We start from the raw sequence: 14,350 nt of genomic DNA, 5'->3' as shown, positions 1-14,350 counted from the left end.
GTTCTGGCCGAGTTCGGAAGTCTAGCCTTGAGCAGCGACAGGCCGTTTTCGCTGCCAAGCAGAAGCCCGTGTTTCCTACCCGAGATTTCTGCATGAGAGGGTTACACCCACGCCAACTGCGAGGCCAGAAGTTTTCCTACGAATCATGGAGCAGACCGCTCTATTGACGCGCCGCAACACCGAGACCTAGCATCTTCTCTCGCCTGTCGTGGGCAGGTGGCGTTTCGCCTTCCAAGGCGCTAAGGAGTTCGCATGGCCGCTCGTTCTATCGCGTCACTCACGCTGAGCTTCGGACTGGTCTCGATCCCGGTGCGCCTCTACTCCGCCACGGAGAGCTCCAGCGAGATCCGCTTCAACATGCTCACCAAAAACGGCGAGCGCGTGAAGCAGCAGTACATCTCCGAGAAGACCCGCAAAGTGGTCGAGCGCGCGGAGATGGTCAAGGGCTACGAGTTCGAGAAGGACCATTTCGTTCTCTTCACCCCTGAGGAGCTGAAGGCGCTCGAGGAGGGGAGCAGCCACGTCATCGAGATCGTGGCCTTCGTTCCGATCAAGACCATCGACCCGGTGTTCTACGACAAGGCCTATCTCCTGGCTCCCGACAAGCGCGGTGGCAAGCCCTATGCGCTGCTCGCCGAAGCGATGCGCAAGAGCGGCCGCTGCGCGCTCGCGAAATGGGCCTGGAAGGCCAAGCAGCACGTCGTCCAGGTCCGCCCGGTCGAGGACGGCCTCATCCTGCAGCAGCTCCTGTACGCCGACGAGGTCCGCTCGCTGCGGGACCTCGACATCGAAAAAGTCACCGTCGCGCCGGCCGAGTTGCAGCTCGCGCTCCAGCTCATCGAGCAGATCTCGCAGGACACGTTCGATCCCACCCAGTTCGAGGACGAGGAGAAGCAACGGGTCCTCGCGGCCATCGACGAGAAGATCGCCGGCAAGCAGATCGTGGCCTCCGCCCACAGCGAAGATGCCACCAGCGGCCAGGTCATCGACCTGATGGATGCGCTGAAGGCCAGCCTCGGCAGCAAGGCAGCTTCGGGCACCGCCCGGACGGGCAAGCCGACCGCCAAGTCGACCCGGACCAACGTCACGCCGATGCTGGAAGCGAAGGAGCGCAAGTCGGCACGCCGCGCGCCGGTGAGCGCCCCGGCACCCGCTCCGGCCCCGTCCCGCGCACGAGCGAAGAAGTGAAATCCGAGGCGACCGCAGGCTACACCGTTCGACGGGTTCAGCAAATGCTGGGCATTTCGAGGGCGATCATCGATCGCCTGGTGCGTGCAGGCTTCGTGTCGCCGACCCGCGGGCGCCGCAACGAGCATCGCTTCGAATTTCAGGACGTCATGCTTCTGCGCACGGCCTACGACCTCCAACGGGCACACATCCCCCCACGCAAGATCCTGCGCTCCCTGCAGAGCCTCAGGGCCTCCCTGCCACGGGAGCTGCCTCTCACGGGCCTGCGCATCTCCGCCGTGGGCGAGGAGGTCGCCGTGCGGACAAGGGACAGCACCTGGGAAGCGACCTCCGGGCAGATGCTGATGGATTTCGAGGTGACGTCGAACGGTGGGGAGCTCGCGTTCATCGATCCGAGGACCCCCGACGACCCCGCCACCGCCTCCGGCCAGACCCCCGAGGCCCTCGTGAACCTCGGTGCATCGCTGGAGGCGACCGACCCGGCAGGCGCCGAAGTGGCGTACAGGTCTGCCCTTGAGACAGCACCCGATTTCGTGGACGCCATCCTGAATTTGGGAGCGCTGCTGTGCGACAGCCACCGCTGCGCCGAGGCGGTCCAGCTGTACGAGCAGGCGCTTCCGACCCTCGCAGCCTCCGCGCCCGTGCAATTCAACTACGCCATCGCGCTGGAGGATGCGGGCCAACTCGCGGCCGCGGCCCAAGCTTATGCCCGCGCGCTCGAACTCGACCCCGGGTTGGCGGATGCCCACTACAACCTGGGGCGGCTGCACGAGCAGCTTGAAGATCCCCAGGCCGCGTTGCGGCACTTCAGCGCCTACCGGCGCCTGACGCGCGAGGCGCCGGCGCCTCCGGGCGACGAGGACGCCTAGCCGCCGCTCTATTTGCCCTTGAGGTGCTTTTCGACCGCCTCGGCACTGGTGCCGACGGCTTTGACGGCGGCCTTCAACTGCTCGGGCGTGACGCCGAGCTTTTTGGACCAATCCCGCAGCTCGTAGTCCTCGTTCACGTTGATGCGTGTGCGGTCCTGGCCGCCCGGTTTGCTCTTGTCATCTGCCATGTGGGTCTCCTGCTCATGCGTTATCCGCCGACGGTGTCGACGGCGGGACGTCAAAGTGACGGGGTGCAAGGGCGCGCAGGGACGGACTGAAGCGGGTCCTGTTGGAGGGCGAATCCCACAGCCAAACGCGCGGGCGACCGTCTTGCAGGTCGGTTGCCGGTTCCCACAGTCCAAGGATGGCCGCTCGCGACACCACCGCTGACCCGCTTGCCCGGTACTGGGCCAAGCGGGACTTCGCGGTCACGTCCGAGCCGCGCGGGCAGCGCGCCAAGCCTGGCAAGGCCTTGACCTTCGTGATCCAGAAGCACGATGCGTCGCGCCTCCACTACGACTTCCGGCTGGAACTCGACGGCGTCCTGGTCTCGTGGGCCGTACCGAAGGGGCCGAGTTACGACCCCGCCGACAAGCGGATGGCGATCCACGTGGAAGACCATCCGCTGTCCTACGGCTCGTTCGAGGGGACGATTCCGCCGAAGCAGTACGGTGCGGGCACGGTCATCGTCTGGGACAACGGAACGTGGGAGCCCGTCGGCAATCCGCACGAGGGCCTCGCCAAGGGAAAGCTGGTCTTCCGCATGCATGGCCAGAAGATGGAAGGGCTCTGGGAACTCGTGAAGATCGCCAAGGGCGGCGAGAAGCAGGAGCCCTGGCTGCTGTTCAAGAAGCGCGACGAGTTCGCCCGCGCCAAGGCCGACTACGACGTCGTGTCCGCGCTGCCCGACAGCGTCATCGCGAAACCGTTGCGCGCCGTGGCGCCAATCTCCTCACCGCGCGCCAAGGTGAAGACCGGCGCGCCGACGCCCGGCTCGAAGAAGGCGGCCAGTGCGCGATCTGCCGTTCCCGGCGCGAAGAAGGCGCCCATGCCTGCCACCATGTCGCCCCAGCTCGCGACGCTGGCGACCGGGGTGCCGGCCCACGGCGAGTGGGTCTACGAGATCAAGTTCGACGGCTACCGCGTCATGGCCCGGATCCAGCGCGGCAAGGCCTCGATCATCACCCGCGGCGGCCATGACTGGTCCGCCAGGATGCCGCGGCTGGTCCAGGAACTGAAGCAGCTGGGCCTCAAGTCCGCCTGGCTCGACGGCGAGATCGTGGTGCTGAACGAGCAGGGCCTGCCGAGTTTCAACGCCTTGCAAAAAGCCTTCGACCGCGGCGCCGGCAGCGACGCGATCGTGTTGTTCCTGTTCGACGTTCCGTACTTCGAAGGGTACGACCTGCGCGAGATGGCGCTCGGCGCGCGGCGCCAGTTGCTCAAGGCGCTGCTGGACGAACGGGCGACGGAACACATCCGGTACAGCGCCGATTTTGAATCCGACCCGGCCTCCATCCTCAGCTCGGCCTGCCAGATGAACCTCGAGGGCGTGATCGCCAAGCGCCTGGACGCCCCCTATGTGTCCAGGCGATCGGAGACTTGGCTCAAGCTCAAGTGCAAACAGCGCCAGGAGTTCGTGGTGTGCGGCTACACCGACCGGACCGACGGATCGCCGCAGATCGGCAGCCTGCTGCTCGGCGTGCACGGGCCGAACGGCGATCTGGTTTCGGTCGGCAGCGTGGGCACGGGCTGGGATTCGGCTGAAGCGCAGGACATCAAGCGCAAGCTCGCCAAGCTCGAAGTGCCCAAGCCGCCGTTCGCCGCCGGCGCCGGCAAGCCCGGGCGGTGGTCGAAGCGGGTGGCGGGCAGCGAACGTTGGGTGAAGCCGGTCACGGTCGCCGAGGTCGAATTCGCCGAGTGGACGCCCGAGGGGCAGATCCGGCATGCGTCGTACGTCTCCCTGCGCACCGACAAGCCGGCCAGCGTCATCGTGCGCGAGACCGCGAAGCAGATGGGCCCGGGGCCGTCGAAGCCGGCCGGCAAGGCGGCGGCGGGCAGCGTCAAGGTCAGCAATGCCGAGCGTGTGATCGACCCGAGCACGGGCCTCACGAAGCTCGACCTGGTGCGCTACTACGAGTCGGTGGCCGAATGGATGCTGCCGCATCTCCAAGGCCGCCCCTGCTCGCTGGTCCGAGGGCCCAGCGGCATCCAGGGAGAGCTGTTCTTCCAGAAGCACGACGACAAGCTGAGCATCCCCGGCGTCAGGGCGCTCGACGAGAAGCTGTGGCCCGGGCACGCGGGGCTGCTCGAGGTGGGCACGGCGCAGGCACTGGCGAATGCGGCGCAGATGAACGTCATCGAGTTCCACACATGGAACTCGCTCGCGAAGAACATCGACAAGCCGGACCGGATGATCTTCGACCTCGACCCGGGCGAAGGCACGACCTGGCCGCATGTCCAGGAGGCTGCCACGCTCGTGCGCACGCTGCTCTCGGAGCTGGGCCTGGCGTCCTGGTTGAAGACGAGCGGCGGCAAAGGGCTCCATGTCGTCGTGCCGTTGGCGCCAAGGCTCGACTACGACACGGTCAAGGCGTTCTCGCAGGCGGTCGTGCAGCACCTGGCACGCGCGATACCTTCACGGTTCGTCGCCAAGAGCGGGCCGGCCAACCGGGTCGGCAAGCTGTTTGTGGACTACCTGCGCAACGGGCACGGTGCGACCACCGCGGCCGCATTCTCCGCGCGCGCCCGGCCGGGCCTCGGCGTGTCCGTGCCTGTCAGCTGGGACGACCTGGCCACGCTGAAAAGCGGTGCGCAATGGACCATCGCCACTGCGCGCGAGCATCTGTCATTCCAGACCGAGGACCCCTGGGAGGGCTACTGGAAAGCCAAGCAGACGCTCACCGGGCCGATGAAGGTGCTTGGGTTCGCGAAGAAGAAGGGTGATTGATGTATGACGAACGTGCTGCGCTGCAGTCAACGACTGCTTCAGCCTCGGCATGTCGAATTCGGGTTCTTCTCGCGCGACCGGTTGCTGTCCGGCAGGGGGCAGCTCCTGATGTCGCTTGACAGCACCAACGGCGACACCCCAGAGGCTGCGCGCCAGCAGAGCCCGTCGGCGAGCGGCTCTGAGGGATCTGCAGCTTCGGCAGGCAATCCAAAGCCTGCGCCCGCGGGCGGGTCCGAGCATAGTCGTACAAGCCCGGATCCGAAGGCAAAGGGCACCAGGTCGAAGCATCCGGCCGTTGAACCGAAGTAGGCAACCGCCGAAAACCAAGGCCGACAGCCGGCGCCGCGATGCGGATGCGCGCTCGCGCGACGGAGATTGCCTTGCGTTCGTGTGTTCCAGGCACGTGCTCAGCGCACCGCGCACGGTTTCGGTCATCCGCCGCCGCTTCGAACCAGCGTCTTCCCAGCGCTACGGGATACGCATAAGCGTCCACTGATGCCTTGAGCACCAAAGCCACGTCGTGCGCGCGACCAGGCTCCATCGGGCACCCCTGTCGTTGGCGGTGTAAGCGAGCGTCAGCAAAGCGAGTGGATGCACGTCCATCGCCTCGCACAGTTCGCTCACCTTGCTGGGGGTCGGACTCTTCAGGCCGCGCTCGAGCGAACTCAAGTACGTGCGACCCGACACATCGGAAAACTGTTGAGGGGGCGCGGACAAAAGCTGGGACTGGTTTTATGTCGCGAGTCCGAGATTTTGTCGGTATTCGATGGGGCTGCGAGAGCCAAGGGAGATTCTGATCCGCTTCTCGCCGTACCAACGGATGTAGGCATCAACTACCTCGATGAACTACTCAATGGTCGTCGCCTTCCAGTCCCGGGGGTAAAACATTTTCGTTCTCAGCCGTCCGAAGAATCCTTCACATGCGGCGCTGTCAGGCGAGCACCCCTTGCGGGACATCGAACGGATGAGCTTCGCTTCTCCGATACGCCACAGCCAGCCCGACCAGCGATAGTGGGCACCGCGATCTGAGTGAACGATGGGCCGGGCCTCGCCGTCGGCGACCGTCTCGATGGCCGCATCCAGCATCGTGTTGGCCAACGCAGCATCTGGAGACCAAGTACGAAGTCCGAGGCTGCTGTCGACTCTGATTTCGACCAGTGGGCTCGACGGCCGAATTGCGCCAGTCTTCGAGGGGCGCGACCGTTGCGCCGCTCGGCGCATCTTGCCTGTGCCTGGCCCGCGTGCGGTGCGCGGACGGCGCTGACGCCTGGACGCCGATGCGCGCGATGGTGGGAGAAGGCCGGCCGACCGGGGAATCGGCGCGGGTCGCCAAGTGGCCGTGCATGCACGGCAGTCACCGCCCAGGCCGCTCGCCTCGGCGTTCGGCGGTTCCCGACAGGGCTGGAGGCGCGCGCTTCGCAGCGCCCTCGATGGCACGCCGCCTTGGGCGGCGCGGCGTCACGTGCGGGTGCCTGCGGCCTGTCCGTGTGGCCTCTGCGTTCGAAGCCACCTCTTGACCGACGCATAGCGCGCACGGGCCGCTGTCCAGGGCTGCGGGCTTTGCCACCGTCCTCACCCGGTCCTCGCAGCACTCGGCTGCGGCTTGCGGGCGGTCCCTGGACATCGGCCCTTTTCGCGCGCTGTTCATGCGTCGAGGCGGCTCCGAAAGCAGATGTTCAACCACCGCGGCACATGCCGCAGAAAGGCCAAGCCATGCACGCGAATTCAACGTCCAGCGCCACCCCGCATCACGCGGGGACGCAAACGGCCACGGGCGTTCCCCCCGTACCCCCCGAGGACTCACCCAAAGCAGGTGAGGGGGTTGCCGAATCCGCGGGCGCTGCTGTGCGGGGGCGGGACCGCATGGACGTGCGGCAGATGGTGACGGACCGGATCATCGCGATGCTGGAGAAGGGCGGCAGCGTGTTCCGCGAACGCTGGGTGCGGGCGGCGGCGCGCGGGGTGCCTCGCAACGGCAAGACCGGGGCGCCCTACCGCGGCGCGAATGTGCTGCTGCTTTGGGAGGCGGCGATCGAGGCGGGCTACGCGTCCCATGTGTGGCTGACCTACAGGCAGGCGCAGAGCCTCGGCGCCCAGGTCCGCCAGGGTGAGCGGGGCGTGCTGTGCGCGCACTTCGAGCGCAGGGCACGGGCGCGCCTTGACGATACCGACGATGTCCTCGCGGAAGGCGGCGTGGACGAGGAGGCCCTGACGGCCCGTTCCGGTGCACGCGCCGGGGTTCTGCTGTGCCGGCCGTTCTGGCTCTTCAACCTGGCGCAGATCGACGGACTGCCGCTCGAGGTCGTGGACCTGGGCATCGCCTCGCCGGCGGCCTCGCAGGGTCCCGTGGAGCAGGCGATGCGGCTGCTCGGGGGCTGCAATGCGACGATCCGGCACGGGTTCGACCGGGCGGCATACCTGCCGACGCTCGATGAGATCCGTCTGCCGTGGCCGCGGCAGTTCACGAGCGCCGAGGCGCTGTGCGCGACGGCGCTGCACGAGATGGTGCACTGGACCGGGCATCCCGAGCGGCTGAACCGCAGCTTCGGGCGGCGTTTCGGCGATGCGGCCTATGCGTTCGAGGAACTGGTGGCGGAGCTCGGCAGCGCGTTCCTCCTGGGGCACTGCGGGCTGGTCGACGCCACGGTCGAGGGGCATGCGGCCTACATCGACGCCTGGCTGAAGGTGCTGAGGGCCGACCGCACGGCGATTTTCACGGCGGCGCGCCTTGCGGAGGAGGCGTTCGCGTACATCTTGGCGCGGGAGATGCCTGCGCTTGGCGGGTCCGGATCTATCGCGCAGCGGTGAGGGGCCGACGCATCGAGGTGGGGTGAAGGCGGCGCGTGGCGATGTCGCACGCCGGCCTCGCAGCCAGGCCGGGCCGCACCAGGAGCCCGTGCCGGCGCGAATTCCGCGTGGCCCGAATCCGGCGTTCACGGATCGACATGGCGGATCCGCAACGCTTGCGTTCCGCACGCCGACCTCGAACGGTCGCGCGGCAGGCGGAACGGAAAAGGGATGAGGGCCGGCGGCGCACCAGGGTCGGGGTGAAAACAGAGGGGTGCGGACCGCGCGCCGTATCGATCAGTCTTGATTCAACGCCTGCATCGATGCCGGAACGTCGCGCCCGCCGCGCCACATGCGCCACACATCGGGCCCGTGCGCGCGCCGCCCCCATGAAATCGCCGCCTGAACCTGCGCGACGGTCGGCTGCTCGCTCCGCGAGCGAATACTCATCCAGCACGTGATCTTCCAGGATTCCCTTTTCGAGAGAGGACAGAACGGGCTCGATGGGCAGCCGTGTCCCCTTGAAGCAAGGCTTGCCACCCGTCACTGTCGATCTTGCTGATCGGTTCGTCCGCTGAATCTGCCACGTTGGCGCGAGCGCGTGCCTTGCACACGGTGGCTGTGAAATCAAGCTGCAGGCCAATCCTCCGGTCCACGGTGATCCAGTCGACGTGCTTCGCCATGTCGTGAAGGCCGATCAAGTCCTCCCTTGGTTTCGAGCGCGCAACGCGCGCGGTCAGCCGCAAGAAGCCAAGACTGCAGGCGGGTTGCCGGTGGGTCCGGCGCATGTCGCTTCATGGGTGCGCAGGCTTGCCGGAGCGGCGGCACGGTTGCGCGCGCCCGGCGGTGCGCAACTGTGCATGTTGACAGGCGACGCGCGATCGTCCCCGCACTAGTCTTTGCCTCCGGTCGGTCCGGTGGCAGGCAGCCCGGATCGCGTCGCTGGACTTCCGGAGGTTCCCGATGCACATGCGCGTTCTGATTCGTTGTTTCCGAGCGGCCGGCGCGATGGCCGTCACGCTGGCCACACTCGCCTGTGCTTCGGATGCCACCGGACCCGATCGGTCCGAGGGCTTCTCGACCCTCGTGGCCCTGAGCGCGGCGCGGCTCGATCTGTCCCGGCAAGTGGCGCTGACCAAATGGGACAGCCGCCAGCCGGTCGCGGATCCGCCGGGCGATCCGCGCGAGCAGGAAGTCGTTGCGGCGGCTGCGCAAGAGGCGGGCGCGCGCGGTTTGCCAGGAGACCTGGTGACCGCGTTCTTCACCGACCAGATCGAAGCGAGCAAACTCGTCCAGTTCGCGCTCATGGCCCGCTGGCGGCGGGAGGGAGGAGCGCCGGCGGAACCTCGCGCAGACCTGAAGAACGAGCTCCGTCCGGCGCTTGATCGGCTCCGCCCCCGGTTCATCGACGAACTCGTCGCGACCCGGTCGCTGCGCGAGCGGCCGGATTGCCGCGAGCGGTTGACGCATGCGACCGCGCGGCACGTCGACTCGCAGGGGCTGTCGCCGCTGTTCGCCATCGGGCTGGACCGCGGTCTGGCCCGCGTCTGCGCCGAGTGAGCGCACGAACTTCGAGCAAAGCCCTCGGGTCAGAAGACCTTGCTGAGGAATCGCTGGATCCGCGGGTCCGCGCAGTTGCCGAAGAACTCGCCGGGCGGCCCGGCCTGCACGATGCGCCCGCCGTCCATGAACGCGACCTTGTCGGCGACCGCCCGCGCGAAGCCCATCTCGTGGGTGATGCAGATCATCGTCATGCCGTCCCGCGCCAGAAGGATCATGGTTTCGAGCACTTCCTTGACCATCTCCGGATCGAGTGCAGACGTGGCCTCATCGAACAGCATGACGGAAGGATTCAGGCAGAGTGCCCGCGCGATGGCGACGCGCTGCTGCTGTCCGCCTGAGAGCTGAGCCGGATAGGCTGACGCCTTCTCGGCGAGCCGGACCTTGTCGAGGTACGCGAGTGCGGTCTGCCGGGCCTCCTGCCGGGAGCGGCGCCGGACCCATCGCTGTGCCAAGGTGCAGTTCTCGAGAACGGTGAGGTGCGGAAACAGGTTGAACTGCTGGAACACCATGCCGATGTTGGCCCGTACCAGGTCGGCGTGGCGCATGCGCGGCGAGACCACGACACCGTTGACCGACACGGTGCCGCTTCCGTAGCTCTCGAGTCCGCTGATGCACCGCGCGAGCGTCGACTTGCCCGAACCCGAGGGGCCGCACACGACCACGCGCTCACCGGCTGCGACGCTCAGATCGACGTCGCCGAGCACCTGGTGGGACCCGAAATGCTTGGTCAGTCCTGCGACCGAGACCATCGTGGCGACAGAGGAGGTGGCCATGTCCATGCTCAAGTCCCCTGCCGAAAGAGATCAGCGGCCGGGCTCTCGCGCCAGGCGCTCAGTCGTCCCATGCTCACGCGGGTGCGTCCGAAGACCATCCAGGCATCGTCGACCGTGCCGATGAACTGCCTCACATGCAGGAGTTCGGGGTGTTTTTCCGCGGCAGAGGCATAGCCGAGGCCGACCGCGTACTTCCCGTCTCGCACGCCCTGGGTGACCTCGGCGACGGTCTCCACGAATTCGATCTGCGGCCACTGGCGGCGGTCGATGTACGGCAGGGTCGGGCGCATGACCGCGAGGGACGTGGGTTGCGCGGCGTCGTGGCGCTGGAGGATGGCCAGGTCCTGGCTCGGCGAGATGAAGGTGTCGATCAGGTGGAGGCCGACGAAGCACTTCGCGACCGTCGACACCGCGGCGGGATGCACCGCGCACTGGATCATGAAATCGGCCTCGCCCCGAAGCACGGCATCGGCGCCGCGCTCGAAATCGGAGACCAGGTCCAGGATCGCGGTGTCGCGAAGGCCGTGAAAGTCGAGGTAGCGGCGGGTCACGAATTCGTGGTTGCTGCCTGCCGGGCCCAGGGTGAGGAATCTCATGCGGTTGCTTAGTTCAGTGTGGACGATTCAACGAGACCTCGAGCGCGCGGACGCCGCGCAGCAGGACGTAGTTGATGGCGAGATAGACGAGGCCTGCGCCGAGAAAGATCTCGTAAGGCGCGTAGGTCTCGGCGGTGAGCAGGCGGGCGCTGCCCGTGAGCTCGAGCAGGGTGACGGTGCTGGCGAGCGATGTCGCCTTGCAGGTCAGGATGATCTCGTTGCCGAAGGCCGGCAGCGCCGTGCGCACCGCGAGCGGCAGGTCGATCAGGCCAAAGGCCTGGACGCGGCCGAGCCCGAGGACGCGGGCGGCCTCGCGCGTCCCCCGCGGGATCGCGGCCAGTGCGGCGCCCAGCGTCTTGCCCGAGTAGGCGGCCGAGTTCAGTCCCAGGGCGATCACCACGCACCAGTAGGGATCGCGCAGCACGGGCCACAGCACGGAATGCCGGATCACGTCGAACTGGCCCGCCCCGTAGTAGAGCAGGAACAGCTGGACCAGCGCGGGGGTCCCGCGAAAGAAGAGCACGTAGGCATGGGCCGCCGCGCGCAGACCGGCGGCCCGCGCGTTCCTGCCGAGGGCGACGGGGATCGACAAGGTCGTGCCCAGGAGGATGACAGAGGCCGTGAGCTTGAGCGTGAGCCAGGCGCCCTCGACCAGCGCGGGCAGCACGGACCACAGAAGGGTGATGTCGAACATCGGGTCAGGCGGCCAACGGGCGCGCGGCACGGCGCTCCGCCCACTCGAGGCACAGCGTGGCGAAGCCGGTCAGCGCAAGATAGATGCAGGCGGCGGCGAGATACATCGTGAACGGCTCGCGCGTCGCGCCGGACGCCTCTGCGGCCTTGCGCATGAGTTCGTCGCACCCGACGATGGAGACGATCGACGTCTGCTTGAGCAGAACGATCGACTGGTTGCCGAACGGGGCGAGCGCGAAGCGGGCCGCCTGCGGCAGCACGACGGTCCACAGCGCCTGGGCGCGCGACAGTCCGAGCGTCCTTGCGGCCTCCCGCTGGGTTTTCGGGACCGACATCAGTGCGCCCCGCGCGATCTCGGCAGCATAGGCGCCGAACGAGAGCGCCAGCGCGGCCACACCGGCGAGAAAGGTGTCGATCTCGACATAGCGGCCGGTGAGCGCGGCCAGCGTGAGCGAGCCGCCAAAGAAAACGGCGAAGACGATCAGCAGGTCGGGAATGCCCCGGACCACCGCGGCGTAGCCGTCACCGGCGGCCCGCAGAACGCGGTGGCCGGAGAGCTGCAGGCCGCAGACGGCTGCGCCGAGCAGCGTGCCGAGCACCAGCGCGGCGGCCGCGAGCTGCAGCGTCGCAAGCGCGCCCAGGAGCAACTGGCCGCCAAAACCATGGAGGATGTTCATCAGGGGTCGCGGCGCCTACATCAGCTTGAACGGGAAGTACTTCGCCGTGATGCGGTCGTAGGTGCCGTCGGCCCGGATCGCTTCAAGGGCGGCGTTGATCCTCGCCAGGGTCTGCCCATCGTCCTTGCGCACAGCGATGCCGTTGCCTTCGCCGAGGATGCCGCCCTTGAGCTCGGGGCCGACGAACGCGAAGTCCTTGGCCTCGGGCGTCTTCAGGAAACCGACGTGGTAGGTGACCATGTTGCCGAGGATGTACTCGACGCGGCCGGCAACGAGGTCGAGTTCGGCGGCCTGCGGCGTGTCGTAGAACTTGAGGTCGGCGTCCCTGTAGTTCTGCACGAGGTAGGCTGCCTGGACCGAGCCGCGCTGGACACCGATGGTCTTGCCCTTGAGCGCCGCGGGGTCGACGTTCGGCGGTGTTCCCCTGCGGGCGACGAAGCGCGAGATGGTATCCTTGTACTTGGCCGAGAAGGCCACGCGCTCGCGCCGCTGCGGCGTGATCGCCATGCTCGCGACGATCATGTCGTACTTGCGGGCGACAAGGCCCGGGATGATGCCATCCCAGTCCTGTGCGACGATCTCGCACTTGGCCTTCATCTTCTCGCACAGTGCACGTGCGATGTCGACATCCCAGCCCTGGAGCATTCCCTGCGAGTCCTTGAAGCTCCAGGGCGGGTACGAGCCTTCGGTCGCGATGCGGTAGCTGCCCTGGGCGTTGGCCGCAGCCATCCAGAGGCATGAGAAGAGCGCCAGACAGAGGGGCCGGCGAAGCAAGCCGGGAAGCGAAGCGTGGAAGCGCATGGACATTGTCTCCGAGACGAATCGTTGTGATGCGCGAATCGTCGAGGAGCTTCGGAGTGTGCGCAATGCTTGCATCGGAAGCAATTGCCCATTCGAAGGACCACCCTTCGGGCGCAGAGGGGCCAGCGTGCCGGGGGAAGCGCACATTGCATCGCGGGCAATTCGAGTCGGTGCCCGCGAGCGTGTCTGGCGGCGCGCTCGGGGGTATGGAGCGGCCGCTTTGCGGTGAGCCCATCGATTTGCGCCTCGCCACCGCGCCGCCACCGGCGAGCTCGTATCAGCGGCGGCAGTGTGGCAAAAGGGTATTGATGTTGTAGATACTTCGTTGGTATCAATGTTCCTGGAGCCGGTCATGTCCAAAGAAGCCATGGTCACCATGAAGCCAGAACCAGAGTTGCGCGACGCCTTCATGGCCGAGGCCGAGGCCAGCCACCGCCCGGCGTCGCAGGTGGTGCGCGAATTGATGCGTGAGTTCATCGAGCGTCAACGGCACGCCCGTGAATGCGACACCTTCCTGCGTGCCAAGGTCGACACGGCGCGTGCGCAGATCGCATCCGGTCAATACGCCGGTGATGCCGGCGTCGAGGCTCGCTTTGCTGCCCCGTCGCGCTGCACTGCGGGCCAAAGCCGGCGGCGGCGACGCATGAGGGTCCTGTGACCTGTCCGCCGAGCAAGACCGCGCCTACATCGTCGACTTCATTGCTCAGGACAACCCGCTTGCCGCCATCCGCATGGATGAGACTTTCTCGGCAGCCGTCGGCCGGTTGGCCGAGCACCCCTGCTAGGACGGACAGGACAGATTCCGGGCACCCGCGAGCTGATCCCACACGCGAGCTATCGGCTGGTCTATGAGGTGCGGACCAACGCCCACCGCAATGCACGTGCGATTAAAGCCAGGCATACCTCAAAGGATGGTGTTGATACGCGTCGCCCCCAATCGATCGCCAACTTACCCATCGAGAAAGCCGTCAACGCAGCTGCGAACGCCTGCTGCCGGTGGCGAGTTTTGACTCGTGGGAGGCCTGATTCACTCGACGCTTTCTGCTTTGTTCACCCATGGATGGCTCAACGACATACGTATTGCCTTGCAATAGATCCGGGACTGTCGTTCTTAACGCGAATGCCAGTGTGCCAAGAGTCCACAGCGATGGATTCGCTAGTCCTCGCTCGATGAGCGATATGTAGGTCCGATCAAGTTCGCAATCGAAGGCGAGTTCGGTCTGAGATCTATCTGCTCTTATCCGAAGTTCTTTGAGACGCTTGCCGAGTGCGATCGAAATGGGCTCTCTGTGCGTTGGAGCCTGCAGGTTCGATCTCTTGGCGGCAATGGGCATACATGCTGACGATCTTTCTTTGCAGCCCTAGAATCGACGGCATATACACTGCATAGAAAAACCGGTCATGGCTATCTATCAAGCGTCACCATTGCCAACCGCGCGACCAGTACGAATCCCCA

At 66.6% G+C, this 14,350-nt stretch carries 16 protein-coding genes and 1 pseudogene; 7 read left to right on the top strand and 10 right to left on the bottom strand.

All coding sequences use genetic code 11. The annotated features are described in order from the left end of the window. The first annotated feature begins 252 nt into the window (after nt 1–252). The gene (locus FB547_RS25745; protein ID WP_145746480.1) at nt 253–1,188 is read left to right on the top strand and encodes a Ku protein; all 936 of its coding nucleotides are present in this window, start codon (nt 253–255) and stop codon (nt 1,186–1,188) included. Beyond that, nucleotides 1,185–2,057, top strand: coding sequence for a tetratricopeptide repeat protein (locus tag FB547_RS25740; RefSeq protein WP_261380397.1), 873 nt, complete (start codon nt 1,185–1,187; stop codon nt 2,055–2,057). Before FB547_RS25745 ends, FB547_RS25740 begins: the two co-directional genes overlap by 4 nt. An 8-nt stretch (nt 2,058–2,065) precedes the next feature. On the opposite strand, the gene FB547_RS25735 is transcribed toward FB547_RS25740, so the two are convergent. Beyond that, the gene (locus tag FB547_RS25735) at nt 2,066–2,245 is read right to left on the bottom strand and encodes a DUF3606 domain-containing protein (protein ID WP_145746479.1); all 180 of its coding nucleotides are present in this window, start codon (nt 2,243–2,245) and stop codon (nt 2,066–2,068) included. 176 nt (nt 2,246–2,421) lie between these two features. Here FB547_RS25735 and ligD point away from each other — a divergent pair, with 176 nt between their 5' ends. Continuing rightward, nucleotides 2,422–5,004 carry a DNA ligase D gene (ligD, locus tag FB547_RS25730; protein ID WP_145746478.1) on the top strand — a complete coding sequence of 861 codons (2,583 nt, stop codon included), beginning with the start codon at nt 2,422–2,424 and terminating at the stop codon, nt 5,002–5,004. 468 nt (nt 5,005–5,472) lie between these two features. Here ligD and FB547_RS25725 read toward each other — a convergent pair whose 3' ends face one another. Together FB547_RS25725 and FB547_RS25720 are read right to left on the bottom strand one after the other, a co-directional pair. Continuing rightward, on the bottom strand, nt 5,473–5,721 hold the full coding sequence (locus FB547_RS25725) for a helix-turn-helix domain-containing protein (RefSeq protein ID WP_145746477.1): 249 nt from the start codon (nt 5,719–5,721) through the stop codon (nt 5,473–5,475). Between the two features lie 15 nt (nt 5,722–5,736). Next, nucleotides 5,737–6,114: pseudogene (locus tag FB547_RS25720) on the bottom strand (transposase); the annotation flags it as partial. Nucleotides 6,115–6,867: 753 nt separating this feature from the next. Here FB547_RS25720 and FB547_RS25715 point away from each other — a divergent pair. Then, a complete protein-coding gene (locus FB547_RS25715) occupies nt 6,868–7,812 on the top strand; it encodes an ArdC family protein (protein ID WP_145746476.1) in 945 nt (314 codons plus the stop codon). On the opposite strand, the gene FB547_RS25710 is transcribed toward FB547_RS25715, so the two are convergent. After that, complete coding sequence (locus FB547_RS25710) at nt 7,796–8,338, bottom strand: DUF433 domain-containing protein (RefSeq protein ID WP_261380396.1); 543 nt, start codon at nt 8,336–8,338, stop codon at nt 7,796–7,798. The two genes, FB547_RS25715 and FB547_RS25710, sit on opposite strands and share 17 nt — an antisense overlap. A 416-nt stretch (nt 8,339–8,754) precedes the next feature. On the opposite strand from FB547_RS25710, the gene FB547_RS25705 reads away from it, so the two are divergent. Then, nucleotides 8,755–9,351: a chorismate mutase gene (locus FB547_RS25705; RefSeq protein WP_145746475.1), complete on the top strand. Its 597-nt coding sequence runs from the start codon at nt 8,755–8,757 to the stop codon at nt 9,349–9,351. A gap of 29 nt (nt 9,352–9,380) precedes the next feature. On the opposite strand, the gene FB547_RS25700 is transcribed toward FB547_RS25705, so the two are convergent. From FB547_RS25700 to FB547_RS25680, 5 genes are read right to left on the bottom strand one after another with little or no spacing between them, the layout of a single operon-like run. Continuing rightward, a complete protein-coding gene (locus FB547_RS25700) occupies nt 9,381–10,127 on the bottom strand; it encodes an amino acid ABC transporter ATP-binding protein (protein WP_315899343.1) in 747 nt (248 codons plus the stop codon). A gap of 8 nt (nt 10,128–10,135) precedes the next feature. Then, nucleotides 10,136–10,723 (bottom strand): hypothetical protein, encoded by a 588-nt coding sequence (locus FB547_RS25695; RefSeq protein ID WP_145746474.1) that lies wholly within the window; start codon nt 10,721–10,723, stop codon nt 10,136–10,138. 13 nt (nt 10,724–10,736) lie between these two features. Then, nucleotides 10,737–11,417 (bottom strand): ABC transporter permease, encoded by a 681-nt coding sequence (locus tag FB547_RS25690; RefSeq protein WP_145746473.1) that lies wholly within the window; start codon nt 11,415–11,417, stop codon nt 10,737–10,739. A gap of 4 nt (nt 11,418–11,421) precedes the next feature. Continuing rightward, on the bottom strand, nt 11,422–12,093 hold the full coding sequence (locus FB547_RS25685) for an ABC transporter permease subunit (RefSeq protein ID WP_145746472.1): 672 nt from the start codon (nt 12,091–12,093) through the stop codon (nt 11,422–11,424). 15 nt (nt 12,094–12,108) lie between these two features. After that, nucleotides 12,109–12,822, bottom strand: coding sequence for an ABC transporter substrate-binding protein (locus FB547_RS25680; protein WP_145746471.1), 714 nt, complete (start codon nt 12,820–12,822; stop codon nt 12,109–12,111). Between the two features lie 424 nt (nt 12,823–13,246). On the opposite strand from FB547_RS25680, the gene FB547_RS25675 reads away from it, so the two are divergent. Together FB547_RS25675 and FB547_RS33685 are read left to right on the top strand one after the other, a co-directional pair. Continuing rightward, entirely contained in the window at nt 13,247–13,552 is a 306-nt protein-coding gene (locus FB547_RS25675) for an antitoxin of toxin-antitoxin stability system (RefSeq protein ID WP_145746470.1), read from the top strand. Nucleotide 13,553: 1 nt separating this feature from the next. Then, nucleotides 13,554–13,679, top strand: a complete 126-nt coding sequence (locus FB547_RS33685) for a type II toxin-antitoxin system RelE/ParE family toxin (protein ID WP_225613158.1) — start codon at nt 13,554–13,556, stop codon at nt 13,677–13,679. Nucleotides 13,680–13,862: 183 nt separating this feature from the next. Here FB547_RS33685 and FB547_RS33680 read toward each other — a convergent pair whose 3' ends face one another. Continuing rightward, nucleotides 13,863–14,228: a helix-turn-helix domain-containing protein gene (locus tag FB547_RS33680; RefSeq protein WP_145746469.1), complete on the bottom strand. Its 366-nt coding sequence runs from the start codon at nt 14,226–14,228 to the stop codon at nt 13,863–13,865. Nucleotides 14,229–14,350 lie beyond the last annotated feature (122 nt).

Source organism: Variovorax beijingensis (assembly GCF_007828835.1).
Taxonomy (GTDB): Bacteria; Pseudomonadota; Gammaproteobacteria; order Burkholderiales; family Burkholderiaceae_C; genus Variovorax; species Variovorax beijingensis_A.
Note: the sequence above shows the minus strand (reverse complement) of the source record. Positions and strands in the feature narration are given on the sequence as shown.

What these genes read in the sequence shown, in the direction of transcription:
- FB547_RS25745 (WP_145746480.1), top strand. Translation starts at nt 253, where the DNA reads ATGGCCGCTCGTTCTATCGCGTCACTCACGCTGAGCTTCGGACTGGTC.
- FB547_RS25700 (WP_315899343.1), bottom strand. Translation starts at nt 10,127, where the DNA reads ATGGCCACCTCCTCTGTCGCCACGATGGTCTCGGTCGCAGGACTGACC.
- FB547_RS25685 (WP_145746472.1), bottom strand. Translation starts at nt 12,093, where the DNA reads ATGAACATCCTCCATGGTTTTGGCGGCCAGTTGCTCCTGGGCGCGCTT.
- FB547_RS25690 (WP_145746473.1), bottom strand. Translation starts at nt 11,417, where the DNA reads ATGTTCGACATCACCCTTCTGTGGTCCGTGCTGCCCGCGCTGGTCGAG.
- FB547_RS25705 (WP_145746475.1), top strand. Translation starts at nt 8,755, where the DNA reads ATGCACATGCGCGTTCTGATTCGTTGTTTCCGAGCGGCCGGCGCGATG.
- FB547_RS25680 (WP_145746471.1), bottom strand. Translation starts at nt 12,822, where the DNA reads ATGGCTGCGGCCAACGCCCAGGGCAGCTACCGCATCGCGACCGAAGGC.
- ligD (WP_145746478.1), top strand. Translation starts at nt 2,422, where the DNA reads ATGGCCGCTCGCGACACCACCGCTGACCCGCTTGCCCGGTACTGGGCC.
- FB547_RS25695 (WP_145746474.1), bottom strand. Translation starts at nt 10,723, where the DNA reads ATGAGATTCCTCACCCTGGGCCCGGCAGGCAGCAACCACGAATTCGTG.
- FB547_RS25675 (WP_145746470.1), top strand. Translation starts at nt 13,247, where the DNA reads ATGTCCAAAGAAGCCATGGTCACCATGAAGCCAGAACCAGAGTTGCGC.
- FB547_RS33680 (WP_145746469.1), bottom strand. Translation starts at nt 14,228, where the DNA reads ATGCCCATTGCCGCCAAGAGATCGAACCTGCAGGCTCCAACGCACAGA.
- FB547_RS25735 (WP_145746479.1), bottom strand. Translation starts at nt 2,245, where the DNA reads ATGGCAGATGACAAGAGCAAACCGGGCGGCCAGGACCGCACACGCATC.
- FB547_RS25715 (WP_145746476.1), top strand. Translation starts at nt 6,868, where the DNA reads ATGGACGTGCGGCAGATGGTGACGGACCGGATCATCGCGATGCTGGAG.